General features: G+C 30.0%; 9 protein-coding genes and 4 tRNA genes. 1 reads left to right on the top strand and 12 read right to left on the bottom strand.

What is annotated here, in order from left to right; all coding sequences use genetic code 11:
* Nucleotides 1–23: 23 nt before the first annotated feature.
* The 4 genes from B3Z56_RS14035 to B3Z56_RS14020 all read right to left on the bottom strand — a co-directional run bounded on the left by B3Z56_RS14035 (nt 24) and on the right by B3Z56_RS14020 (nt 403).
* Nucleotides 24–98: transfer RNA gene (locus B3Z56_RS14035), tRNA-Glu, on the bottom strand.
* Nucleotides 99–157: 59 nt separating this feature from the next.
* Nucleotides 158–234 (bottom strand) — tRNA-Asp (locus B3Z56_RS14030).
* A gap of 13 nt (nt 235–247) precedes the next feature.
* Nucleotides 248–323: transfer RNA gene (locus B3Z56_RS14025), tRNA-Val, on the bottom strand.
* 5 nt (nt 324–328) lie between these two features.
* Nucleotides 329–403 (bottom strand) — tRNA-Glu (locus tag B3Z56_RS14020).
* Between the two features lie 275 nt (nt 404–678).
* Here B3Z56_RS14020 and B3Z56_RS14015 point away from each other — a divergent pair.
* Nucleotides 679–1,917: an NAD(P)/FAD-dependent oxidoreductase gene (locus tag B3Z56_RS14015; RefSeq protein WP_346879046.1), complete on the top strand. Its 1,239-nt coding sequence runs from the start codon at nt 679–681 to the stop codon at nt 1,915–1,917.
* Nucleotides 1,918–2,079: 162 nt separating this feature from the next.
* Here the strand turns inward: B3Z56_RS14015 and B3Z56_RS14010 are convergent, their stop codons facing one another.
* The 8 genes from B3Z56_RS14010 to B3Z56_RS13975 form a co-directional block, all read right to left on the bottom strand.
* Complete coding sequence (locus B3Z56_RS14010; RefSeq protein ID WP_035135758.1) at nt 2,080–3,366, bottom strand: adenylosuccinate synthase; 1,287 nt, start codon at nt 3,364–3,366, stop codon at nt 2,080–2,082.
* Nucleotides 3,367–3,410: 44 nt separating this feature from the next.
* Nucleotides 3,411–4,799 (bottom strand): NAD(P)/FAD-dependent oxidoreductase, encoded by a 1,389-nt coding sequence (locus B3Z56_RS14005; protein ID WP_346849178.1) that lies wholly within the window; start codon nt 4,797–4,799, stop codon nt 3,411–3,413.
* Nucleotides 4,800–5,155: 356 nt separating this feature from the next.
* Nucleotides 5,156–6,112 carry a 3'-5' exoribonuclease YhaM family protein gene (locus tag B3Z56_RS14000; protein ID WP_035131994.1) on the bottom strand — a complete coding sequence of 319 codons (957 nt, stop codon included), beginning with the start codon at nt 6,110–6,112 and terminating at the stop codon, nt 5,156–5,158.
* A 107-nt stretch (nt 6,113–6,219) separates the two neighbouring features.
* Complete coding sequence (locus B3Z56_RS13995) at nt 6,220–6,711, bottom strand: TM2 domain-containing protein (protein ID WP_346879045.1); 492 nt, start codon at nt 6,709–6,711, stop codon at nt 6,220–6,222.
* A gap of 125 nt (nt 6,712–6,836) precedes the next feature.
* Nucleotides 6,837–8,168, bottom strand: coding sequence for a replicative DNA helicase (locus B3Z56_RS13990; RefSeq protein WP_346849176.1), 1,332 nt, complete (start codon nt 8,166–8,168; stop codon nt 6,837–6,839).
* A 192-nt stretch (nt 8,169–8,360) separates the two neighbouring features.
* The gene (gene lonC, locus B3Z56_RS13985) at nt 8,361–10,262 is read right to left on the bottom strand and encodes a Lon family ATP-dependent protease (RefSeq protein ID WP_346879044.1); all 1,902 of its coding nucleotides are present in this window, start codon (nt 10,260–10,262) and stop codon (nt 8,361–8,363) included.
* A gap of 49 nt (nt 10,263–10,311) precedes the next feature.
* The gene (gene rplI / locus B3Z56_RS13980; protein ID WP_346849174.1) at nt 10,312–10,758 is read right to left on the bottom strand and encodes a 50S ribosomal protein L9; all 447 of its coding nucleotides are present in this window, start codon (nt 10,756–10,758) and stop codon (nt 10,312–10,314) included.
* A gap of 2 nt (nt 10,759–10,760) precedes the next feature.
* Entirely contained in the window at nt 10,761–12,755 is a 1,995-nt protein-coding gene (locus B3Z56_RS13975; protein WP_346879043.1) for a DHH family phosphoesterase, read from the bottom strand.
* Nucleotide 12,756 lies beyond the last annotated feature (1 nt).

Here is a 12,756-nt window from a genome sequence, read left to right as displayed (position 1 = left end):
CAGCTGAGCTATGCGACCTAATATGGTGACTCCTAGGGGAATCGAACCCCTGTTACCACCGTGAAAGGGTGGTGTCTTGACCGCTTGACCAAGGAGCCATATGTTTTACATTTTATCAGATTTTTCATCTGATGTCAATACCTTTAAAAAAGTATTTTGGCGACCCAGAAGGGACTCGAACCCTCGACCTCCGGCGTGACAGGCCGGCACTCTAACCAACTGAGCCACTGGGCCACATTAGATTATGTGGTGGTCGCAACAGGGATCGAACCTGTGACCCCCTGCTTGTAAGGCAGGTGCTCTCCCAGCTGAGCTATGCGACCTAGTATGGTGACTCCTAGGGGAATCGAACCCCTGTTACCACCGTGAAAGGGTGGTGTCTTGACCGCTTGACCAAGGAGCCATATGTCATTTTGCTTTTGTTTTGTGTTTGCCGGTTCATCCGACATTTATTATAATACAAAAATTTTAAACTTTTGTCAACAAAATTTTAAAAATAATTTTTTTTATTTTTTTCTCCAAAATTATATACAGAAAATATATTATTTATTAGATATATTATAATTTAATAATAAACTTATATTATAGTTTTAATATGTAGTATAATTCTATATACTATAGTTAATATATTAGTTAATATGTTATAAAATACATTTAAAGGCTTGAGGTGATTTTATTTTGTATCATGACTTAATTATTGTTGGTGGTGGATCTTGTGGCATAGTATCTGCAATTAAAGCAAAAGATTTAAGTATAGACGTAGCTATAATAGATAGTAGCGATAGAGTAGGTAAAAAATTGTTAATTACTGGTAATGGACGCTGTAATTTAACAAACGAAAAATTATCCTTATCAAGATTTCATAGTGATAATAATAACTTTTTTAAAGATATTATTAATACCTATGATTTAGAATATACCCTTAACTTTTTTAAATCCATAGGAATATATACATGTACCTTAGATTCTGGAAAGATATACCCATTATCTCTTCAAGCATCCTCTGTGTTAGATATTCTTAGAATGAATTTATCTGAAAGAAATATACCAACTTACATGAATGAAAAAGTTTTAAATATCATTAACACAAAGAAGGGTTACTTTGAAATTATTACTTCTTCAACTACATATACATGTAAAAAAGTTCTCTTATGTACTGGAGGAAAAAGTTATACTAAAACAGGATCTGATGGCTCTGGTCATAAACTAGCTAAAAACTTTGGCCATAGATTAATAAACTTAACACCTGGTATAGTTCAATTAAAACTAAACTATGATAGACTTAAGGCTATTTCTGGAGTGAAATTTGAAAGCTCTTGTAATATAGAAGTAAATGGTGAAACTAAAAAACAAGAATTTGGTGAAATCTTATTCACAGACTATGGTATATCAGGTCCTCCAATTCTACAGCTTAGTAGAATTGCTTCTAAAGGAATTATGAATAAGTCATCAGTTTTTATACATGTAAATTTACTTAATTCAGATTATGACCATATAGTAGATTTTTTTGAAACACACTTTGCAGTGTTTTCATATAGAAGTATTTCAGACAATCTAGTAGGAATTATAAATAAAAAACTTATTCCTATTATATTAAAAGAGTGTGGAATTACTGACATTCACATGCCTACATATTCCCTAGAGTATGAATATAGATTTAAACTTTATAAGCTTTTATGTGATTGGAAGTTTCAAGTTATTGATACCAACTCTTTTGAAAATGCTCAAGTTACCATCGGTGGAATAGATACTACAGAGGTAAACCCTATAACTTTAGAATCTACACTAACTCCAGGTCTATACTTTGGTGGTGAAATTTTAGATGTTGATGGTGATTGTGGTGGTTTTAATTTGCAATGGTGCTGGAGCTCCTCTAGCGCTGCTGTGAACGCCATTTATAATGCACTAAAGGATTAGGTTTACCTATTAACATAAGAGCTATATTCAAGGTAATTTGTGTGATTTTAAATATTACTTGAATTAATATAAAAAAATAAAACTGATAGGAAATAAATTTATTTCTTATCAGTTTTAAACTTTGAACTAATTTTTTGTAATCTTTAATGCAATGACGTACTTTTAAAGATCTGCGATTCTCATGGTTTGATCTCTCTTTGGACCTACTGATATTATAGATATCCTAACACCAGTGAATTCTTCTATTTTTCTTAAGTATATCTTTGCATTCTCTGGAAGGTCTTCATATTTTCTAGCATCTTTTATACTTTCATCCCATCCATCAAACTCTTCATACACAGGTTCACATTTTGCTAAATCTTCAAGGCTAGCTGGGAAGTAGTCTATTACTTTTCCATCTAACTTATATCCTACACAAACTTGTATTTTATCAAGCCCTGCTAGTGTGTCAATCTTAGTTACTCCAAAACTAGTTAATCCAGAAACTCTAGCAGCACTTTTTAATATAACAAGATCAAGCCAACCACATCTTCTACTTCTTCCTGTAGTAACTCCGTACTCAAATCCTTTTTCCCTTATCCAATCTCCAACTTCATTTTCTTGTTCTGTTGGAAAAGGTCCTTTTCCAACTCTAGTTGTATATCCTTTTACAATTCCTACAGCACTATCTATCATAGTTGGTCCTATACCAGCACCTGTACATATACCACCTGCTACGGTATTAGAAGATGTTACATATGGATATGAACCAAAATCTATATCCAGAAGTGTTCCTTGAGCTCCTTCAAATAACACATTTTTATTTGCTTTTATGCTATCAAAAACTCTAACTGATGCATCATCTACAAACGGCTTCATTCTTTTACCATATTCTAAATAGGCCTCGAAAACCTCATCAAAGCTTAGGGCTTCTCCACCATAAATTTTAACTATTAAATCATTTTTAGCTGGAAGATATTCTTGTAATTTTTCTTTTAATACTTCTGGTTTAATAAGATCACAAACCCTTATTCCACATCTCTCAACTTTGTCAGTATAACAAGGTCCTATTCCTTTTTTAGTAGTACCTATATCGTTTTTTCCTCTAGCTTCTTCCTTAAGAGCATCTAATACTTTATGATAAGGCATTATAACTTGAGCTCTGTCACTTATTATTAATCTCTCTGGTGTTATATTTTCTCCTAATCCCTTTAAATAATCCATTTCTGTAAATAGAGCCTCGGGGTCTACAACCACTCCATTGCCTATTACATTAAGTTTGTCTTTATAAAGTATTCCTGATGGAATCAAATGTAACTTATACTCTTTTTCTCCCACTACTACAGTATGACCTGCATTATTTCCTCCTTGGAATCTAACAACTACATCTGCACTTTCTGCAAGATAATCAGTCATTTTACCCTTTCCTTCGTCTCCCCATTGAGCTCCTAATACCACAAATGATGACATATTCTACATCTCCTTTTTTACTCATTAGTAAAACTTATTATAAATTAAACTAGCTTACTATATTTCTCCTCTAATATTCTAGCAACATAAACTCCACTAGCAGATGCTTGTGATAGTGAATGTGTAACTCCAGATCCATCTCCTAATACATAAAGGCTTTTTACTTTTGTCTCTAAGTTATTATCCACTTCTATATTAGAATTATAAAACTTAACTTCTACACCATATAACAATGTATCTTCATTAGCTGTTCCTGGTGCTATATTATCTAGAGCATATATCATTTCTATTATAGCATCTAATTGACGCTTTGGTATAACTAAGCTTAAATCTCCCGGTGTAGCTTTTAAAGTTGAAATAGTAAAACTTTTACTCATTCTATGATCATTAGTTCTTCTCCCCTGTACTAAATCTCCAAATCTTTGAACTAATACTCCGCCACCTAGCATATTGCTAAGTCTTGCTATAGATTCTCCATATTCATTACTATTTTTAAATGGCTCTGTAAAATTATTAGTAACTAATAATGCAAAGTTTGTGTTTTCTGTATGAAGTTCTGGATTTGAATAGCTATGTCCATTTACTGTTACTATTCCATTTGTATTTTCACTAACTACCTCACCATGTGGGTTCATACAAAATGTTCTGACTAAATCTCCATACTTCTTAGTTCTATATACAACTTTACTTTCATATACTTTATCTGTTATGTGTTCAAAAATAGCTGCAGGTAGTTCAACTCTAACACCTATATCTACTCTATTACTTTTACTTTCTATACCTAGCTTAGTACAAACCTTAGATATCCATTTAGATCCCGATCTTCCTGTGGCAACTATTATATCTTTGCATCTAAATTCCTCATCCTCAGTTTTTACTATAAATTCTTTACCGTGCTTTTCTATATCTACAACTTCAGTATTAAACTTCATCTCTATATTATCTTTTATCTTATTATATAAATTACCTAGTATTTTTACATTTCTATCTGTACCAAGATGTCTAACTTTAGCATCTAAAAGATGTAAATCATGTTTTAGTGCCTCAGTCTTTAGTGTACTATCCGCAGTTGAATATAACTTCGCATCACTTCCACCATGATCACATAAAACCTTATCTACATAATACATTAGATCTAAAGCTTCTTGCCTACCTACATATTTATATAAATCTCCACCAAAGTTATTAGTTATATTATACTTACCATCTGAAAGACTTCCAGCACCACCATAACCATTCATAATGTCACAAGATTTACAATGAATGCAAGCTTTTATTTTTTTCCCATCTATGGGACATTTTCTTTTTTCTAGGCTATTTCCCTTTTCTATCATTAGTACTTTAGCCTTTGAGCCTAAAGCTGTTAATTCATAGGCTGCGAAAACACCACTAGCTCCTGCACCAACAATTATAATATCATAATTTTTATACATGTTAATCACCCCATAAATATATTAACAAAGAGATGTAGTATTTTCAATAAAAAATACGAATATTTTATATAGTACATTTAAAATTCTTCGTAAATATATTTCTTTAGAAATTTATTTTTCCCAATATTTATTTACTCTATTCTAACATAGAGTGCTTTTATTATTTCTTGATAATAAACTTTAAATCTCCTAAAATATATTATACAAATGGCTTTATACAATATATTTTGTTAATATAATATATATAATTAGCTTTTTATTATAATTAAATTTATTATAATATTATCTTAAACCATAAAAAGTGTAACATATCCTATAAGAATATATTACACTTTTTATATTTATATTATTCGTATTTATATGAATGATTTGTATATACTTATTCCATCTAAACTATATATTTTTTCAGAGAATTCACCTGGATTTAAATCCTTAGTAGCTTTACGCATATCATACATTCTAGCATCTAATACATCTAAATGATGTAACATTTCTGCTTCTGGTATCATAGGTTTCTTAGGACTTCCATACTCCGGCTCATAGTGATGTGTTAATATCATATGTTGTAATAACATAACTATTTCTTTATCTGCTTTGACTTCCATTGCAGCATCTTCAATTAAACCAATTCCTTGTATTATGTGTCCAAGTAACTGGCCTTCCGTACTATATTTAGATACTATTCCTAGTTCACTAGATTCCATCTCCATTATTTTAGCTATATCATGAAGAATTATACCTGAATACAATAAATCTTTATTTAGATAATCATATATACCTAATAATTTTTCTGCCGCATTTAACATAGTGGTTATATGATATAAAAGACCACCTTTAATTGCGTGATGATTGGATTTAGCCGCTGGATAATGCATTAACTTGTAACTTAATTTACCGATAATATTTTCTGTAATATGTTTTATATCTTTATTTTCTATTTTCTCTATATAATCTAATAGAGTTTCAAACATATCTTCAGACTTATAAGGAGCAACTAGTATAAATTCATCTATATTAACATTATCTTCTTCTGTAGCTGGTCTAATTTTCTCTATCTTTAACTGTAATTTCCCTCTATATTCATTAACTACAGCTCTTACTTTTACAAGTATATTATCCTTTATTGAAGCTTCAATATTTTCATTACATTCCCATAGCTTTGCATTTATTTCTCCAGTTGAATCTATTAACATAAGATCTAAATATTTATTCGTAGTACTATTGTTAGTTATTTTACATTCTGCATTTTTTACTAAGAAAAAACTTTCAATTCTATCCCCTTTATTAAACTCACCAATTTTCTTATTTTCCATAACTGTTCTCCTTAATCTTTACTTCTTGTACTATATAAGATGAATATTATCAAATCTATTAAAATTATTCAATAATACTTAAAAAAGATATGTTTTACCACATCTTTTTAATTTTGATCTATGGACTTTTTTCTTTTAACAATTCTACCATATTCATCTGTAAAACTATTTATTATTATAGATACTAAATCTACTATAATCCATATGCCAAAACCACCTAGTGTAAGTAACATTAATATTGCAGTTCCTGCTTTTCCAACATAAAATCTATGGAAGCCTATAAAACCTAAAAGTATACAAAACACTAATGTTGCTCCCCAACTTTTTTCACTACAATCTTTCTCCTTAGATTCTAATATAGACCTTTTATCTTTGTCACCATAAAACTCTTTAGTCTTAATTATTTTTACTTCTTCATTGGTGTTACTAGTATCTCTTATATCTTTCACAATTCCATTATTATACAGACTTACAATGTCATCTTCATGTTCCTCTGTTATAGTAATATCATCTAATTCCGAATGCTTGTGAAAATATGTCTCTTTTCCATTGTTAAACTTATCATCTATTAATTTATTGTTCTTCATCTCATTTACCATGAGTAATCTCACCTCACATAAAGTATAGCTAATATATCTTTATGTAATAAGGCTTTAGTATATGCAATAAATATAAATCATATATAATTATACTTTATTACTAACTTCTACGAAATCTATTTAAATTACTCTGTATGAACTAAGTCTAAGTTTCCAAATTTACTATATTTACCTATCCATGCTAAATTTACGGTTCCAACTTCACCATTTCTATGTTTAGCTAATATACATTCCGCTATGTTCTCATCTTCTTTTTCTTTGCTATAATAAAATTCTCTATATAAGAACATAACTATATCTGCATCCTGCTCAATAGAACCTGATTCTCTTAAATCTGATAACATCGGACGATGGTCTGCCCTTTGTTCTGGTGCACGGGATAATTGAGATAATGCAATTACTGGACATTTCATTTCTTTAGCTAAAGCTTTTATACTTCTTGATATTTCTGATACTTCCTGTTGTCTATTATCAGAATTGCTTCCTGACATTAATTGAAGATAGTCTATGATAATTAAATCTATTCCATGCTCTATTTTAAGTCTTCTACATTTAGACCTCATCTCCATGACAGAAATACCTGCAGTATCATCTATATATATTCCCGCAGATGCAAGTGGTCCTGAAGCCCTTGCTATATTCTCCCAATCTCTATCGTCTAAATCTCCATTTCTAAGCTTAACCATATCTACATTAGCCTCTGCACAAAGGAGCTTATATGCTAATTGCTCCTTACTCATTTCTAATGAGAATATTGCAACTTTCCTACCATCTCTAATAGCTGCATTTTGGGCTATATTAAGACAAAATGTAGTTTTTCCCATAGATGGTCTAGCTGCTATTAGAACCATATCTCCGCTCTGAAACCCTGAAGTTTTTGCATCTAAATCTTTAAATCCACTAGCTACTCCATTTACTTGACCTTTATTATTAAAAATCTTTTCTATCTCTAAAAATCCTCTTTCCAATACAGTACTCATAGGTTCAAAATCACTAGTACTTCGTTTTTCAGATATATTAAATATATTTTTTTCTGCCAAGTCTATTACTGATTCTACATCATCTTGTTTATTATAGCTATTTTCAATTATTTCCGTTGAGCTTCTAATTAGCCTTCTAAGGGTCGATTTATCTTCAACAATTTTTATATAAGAAGATAAATTAGCTGTAGAAGGTACTGAGGTGCTTATCTCCATAATATATGTTACCCCTCCAGCTTGCTCAAGCATATCATTAGATTTTAGATAGTCTACCAAGGTTATCATATCTACAGGTATATCTTTATTATATAAATCTCTAATAGCCTTAAAAATAGTCTTATGAGCATCTTTATAGAAATCTTCAGCTGAAAGAACCTCTGCAGCTTGTGCAATAGCATTCTTATCTATTAACATAGACCCTACTACTGACTGCTCAGCTTCTATATTTTGTGGCATAGTTCTAAGTGAGTCACTCATATTATTACCTCCTGCGATATATTAAAAGAAAACTCCTATATGTACTCTCAAGGAATAAATAATGTAGAAAACATTATTTATTATAAAATCCTTCTCTTTAATTATAATGTAGTTATAAAAAAATCCAAACATTTATAAAATTAAATTAAAACCCTGTATAATCATATTACAGGGTTTTAATAATCAAAATATCTAAAATACTAATTCTATTAGTTCTTCTATTGTTGATACAGCTGTAACTTCTATATTTTTAATATTAGCTGGAACATCCTTCAAGTTATCTTTTGGTATTATTACCTGCCTTATACCTTTTCTTTTTGCTCCATATATTTTTTCAAACACTCCTCCTATTGGTTTTATCTTACCTCTTATTGATATTTCACCAGTAATTGCAATATCCTGTCTTATTGGTTTTTCTAAAATGGCACTTATAATACATGTTGTTATAGCTGCACCTGCTGATGGTCCATCAATTTTTCCACCACCAATAACATTTACATGAACATCATAATCTCTGATTTCCTTATCAGTAATCTTTCTTATAACAGAGGCTGCATTAAAAACAGAATCTTTTGCCATAGATCCAGCAGTATCATTAAATCTAATAGTTCCCTTACCTTTTTCCCTAGCCTCAAAACTTGAACATTCTATTTCTATAGTTGATCCCAAGAATCCAGATACCCCAAGACCAAAAATCTGCCCAACTTCCTTAGAATCTAAATCACTAATATCTTCATATGGTCTTAATCTATTATTAGATGCTACTTCATTAAAATCAGAAATAGTTATAACCACATCATTTCTCTCTTCATTATTTAATAATACATATCCATATACATCTGCAAGTATATTTACAGCTTTTCTACCTTCTATAGTATATCTGCTTATCTCTTTTGCTAAACCATCCTCTAATTTAATATTTAACTTTTTAGCTGCATTTAATACAACTTTTTCTATATCTACAGAAGATAGTGGTTCAAAATAAACTTCAGTACACCTTGATCTTAATGCTGGATTAATCTCACTTGGCTCTCTAGTAGTAGCGCCTATTAGAACGAAATCAGCTGGAGCACCATTGTCAAATAAATACTTAATATATTTAGGTGTACTTTCATCATCTGGATCATAATATGATGATGAAAACTCAACTCTTTTATCTTCTAAAACTTTTAATAATTTATTTTGAAGAGTATAATCTAATTCACCTATTTCGTCTATAAATAAAACTCCTCCATGTGCTTCTGTAACTAGTCCAGTCTTTGGTTCTGGAGTACCACTTTCAGCTAAATCTCTCTTTGAACCTTGATATATAGGATCATGTACTGAACCTAATAAAGGATTTGATATCTCTCTTGGATCCCATCTTAATGTGGTTCCATCTACTTCTACAAACTTTGCATCCTTATCATATGGCGTATGCTTTAATTTCTTAACTTCTTCAAGCGCAATCCTAGCTGCTGTAGTCTTACCCACTCCTGGTGGTCCGTATAAAATTATATGTTGTGGATATGGAGATGCCATCTTAGATATTAAAGATTTAATAGCTCTCTCTTGCCCAATTATTTCTGAAAAACTATCAGGTCTAAGCATACTCATAATGTTTTGAGTTAAATGCTTTGAATCTAAACATTCAAACTCTGCATATTTCTTTAATGTCTTACTATTCTCTGGTCCTCTTTGTTTCTTTATGATTCCTAGTCTTACCTCATCTATATACTTGTCCTGTTTTTCTATAATTTGCTTTTCCACTTCTGCATCTAATTTATTTTGTACATATCTTTTAGCTAGAAGTTCACTTATTTCTAGGCTAGTTTCTTTTAAAATTTCTTCTATATTATTATCACTTGGTGGAACACTAATTCCTTTTCCATTAGTAACTATTTTATTTATAGCATAAAGTTTTCTATACATATCTTTACTATTTAAATGCTTTTGAACCTTAAACTTTACTGCTCTACCTCTAATAGTGCCTTCATCTAAAAGCTTGTACATAACTTCTTCTAAAACTTCTATTTCTACTTCCATAGTTAATTCTTCTTCTAAGCTAAAATTATTTATTTTATCAACTGAATTTATATTCAAAATTATTAGCATAGAAGGACTTTTATACCTTCTATGCTTTCCTCCCCTCGGTTTTTAAAATCTATTGTTGTTCTTTTATAATAACCTTTATTTTAGTTGATATCTCAGGATATAACTTTACTTCTACATCATATAATCCCATAGTTTTAATAGTATTAACTATTATTTTTTTCTTATCTATTGTTATATTTAATTGTTTTTCCATTTCCTGAGAAATATCTTTTGTGGTTATAGCTCCAAATAATCTACCATTGTCTCCTGACTTAGCATAGATAATTACTTCTTTATCCTTAAGTTCATTTGCAACTTTTTGAGCTTCCTCTATTTCAGCTAATTTCTTCTTTCTATCAGCTTCATTTTTCTTATTTAAAATATGCATGTTAACATCATTTGCCTCTTGTGCTAATTTCTTAGGAAACAAGAAATTTCTTGCATACCCATCGGAGGCATTAACAACCTCTCCTTTTTTTCCAACTGATTTTACATCTTGTAATAAAATAACTTTCATTATTATTCACCCTTCCTTAAGTATTTTTCTATAGCATCATTTAATAATTCTTCTGCCTCATCTTGATTAGAATCTTTAATTCTAGCAGCTGCCATTGTTAAATGTCCTCCACCACCTAAATATTCCAATATTACCTGAACATTTATTTCACCTAAGGATCTTCCACTTATATAAGTGCCCTCCTCTATTTTAGCAATAACAAAGGATGCTTGAATACCTGTAATATTTAGCAATTCATCCGCTGCTTGTGCTGGTAATACAGAATTTGATATTTCTGGTGGACATTTCGCTACAGCTATTCCACTTTTAACCTTTGCAGTTTTTATTATATCTGCTCTTGTTATGTAAATATCTAAAGCTTCACTAAAAATTCTTTTTACATCTACAGTATCAGCACCTAGCCTTCGTAAAAATGCTGCTGCTTCAAAGGTTCTAACTCCAGTTTTAAAACAGAAATTTTTAGTATCTAGACAAATACCTGCTAATAGAGCTACCGCTTCTACTTCTCTCAATTTTGGTTTTTCAACCATATACTGAATTAATTCTGTTATTAATTCTGATGTTGATGATGCATAGGTTTCCACATAACTTAACATTGTACCTTGTATAAAGTCTTTTGTTTTCCTGTGATGATCTATAATCACTATTCTACTGAAGTAATCTACTACCTCCATAGAAAGTACGTAACTTTCATTATGAACATCAACTAATATTAATAAACTTTTATCATTTTTAATATTTTTAACTGCATTTATATTTATAAATGTATCTTTATAGTTATCATCATCATCTAATCTGTCCAACATATACTGCACAGCATCATGAGGATCATCCATAACTATATAACATTCCTTATTTAAAGAACGTATGGTACTATACATTCCTATTGCTGCTCCCAAGCAATCCATATCTGGATTGTGATGTCCCATTATAATTACATTGCTACTTTCATTTATCAGTTCTAAAAGTGCATGACCAATTACCCTAGCTCTAACCTTAGTCCTTTTTTCGACTTCTTTAGTTTTTCCACCATAAAAAGATACTTTTTCAAAGCTCTTGACTACACATTGATCTCCACCTCTTCCAAGAGCCAAATCCTTTGCTATAGTGGCAAATTCATGATTTTGAGCTGGATTTTCTCCACCTCTACCCACTCCAATGCTTAGAGTAACTGTAAGTTTATTTCCACTGCTTACTTCTCTAATTGTATCTAGTATATCAAATTTTTTATTCATCTCAGTTTCTATATTAGCATCTTTAGTTGTTAATACATATTTATTTGATGAATATTTTCTTATTAACGCTTTTAGGCTATTAGCATAGTTATTTATAGTTCTATCTATGTCTGCTATAAGCTGTGGTCTTAAATCTTCTTCTGTAGTCTTAATAACCTCATCAAGATTATCTACCTCTATGAGCATTACACTTTCTTTAGCATTATTAATTTGATTTATCAAATTAACATTATCTGTAATATCATCAAAAGAAATTACTATAAGATTATTATCTTCATTAATTTCATAATCTTGAATAATACTTATATAAATATCATAAATTCTATCCTTAAAAACAACATTTTTATACTCTGATCTTTTTCCTTCTAATGCTAATTTTATATTGAACTCTTTAATTATTTCTTTTATATTTTTACCTACTATATCATTATTTTCTAATCTTAAAGCTAAACTTTCGTTATACCATATTACCTCTCCATTTTCTAATAAAAACATAGTTGGAAAATGCACCTTAGAAAATGCCGTAGACTTAACAGTATCAACTTTGTGTATTATATTTTCAATTTTGTTAGAAAAATTATCTTTCTTGCTATTATCAAATATAATATACAAAAGAGCGGCTGCATATATTAGAAGTAGTATATTTGAAATAATTAACATATCCTTTATAAAAAACACTACTAATAATATAACTAAAATAGTTATAACTATTTTACTTTTTATAAAATTAAATAGCATTTCTTTAAAATTCTCTTTACTCATA

This window comes from Clostridium sp. UBA7791 (genome assembly GCF_002480755.1).
In the GTDB taxonomy this organism is placed as follows: Bacteria; Bacillota; Clostridia; order Clostridiales; family Clostridiaceae; genus Clostridium_J; species Clostridium_J sulfidigenes.
Note: the sequence above shows the minus strand (reverse complement) of the source record. Positions and strands in the feature narration are given on the sequence as shown.

What these genes read in the sequence shown, in the direction of transcription:
- lonC (WP_346879044.1), bottom strand. Translation starts at nt 10,262, where the DNA reads ATGCTAATAATTTTGAATATAAATTCAGTTGATAAAATAAATAATTTT.
- rplI (WP_346849174.1), bottom strand. Translation starts at nt 10,758, where the DNA reads ATGAAAGTTATTTTATTACAAGATGTAAAATCAGTTGGAAAAAAAGGA.
- B3Z56_RS14000 (WP_035131994.1), bottom strand. Translation starts at nt 6,112, where the DNA reads ATGGAAAATAAGAAAATTGGTGAGTTTAATAAAGGGGATAGAATTGAA.
- B3Z56_RS13975 (WP_346879043.1), bottom strand. Translation starts at nt 12,755, where the DNA reads ATGAGTAAAGAGAATTTTAAAGAAATGCTATTTAATTTTATAAAAAGT.
- B3Z56_RS14005 (WP_346849178.1), bottom strand. Translation starts at nt 4,799, where the DNA reads ATGTATAAAAATTATGATATTATAATTGTTGGTGCAGGAGCTAGTGGT.
- B3Z56_RS13990 (WP_346849176.1), bottom strand. Translation starts at nt 8,168, where the DNA reads ATGAGTGACTCACTTAGAACTATGCCACAAAATATAGAAGCTGAGCAG.
- B3Z56_RS13995 (WP_346879045.1), bottom strand. Translation starts at nt 6,711, where the DNA reads ATGGTAAATGAGATGAAGAACAATAAATTAATAGATGATAAGTTTAAC.
- B3Z56_RS14010 (WP_035135758.1), bottom strand. Translation starts at nt 3,366, where the DNA reads ATGTCATCATTTGTGGTATTAGGAGCTCAATGGGGAGACGAAGGAAAG.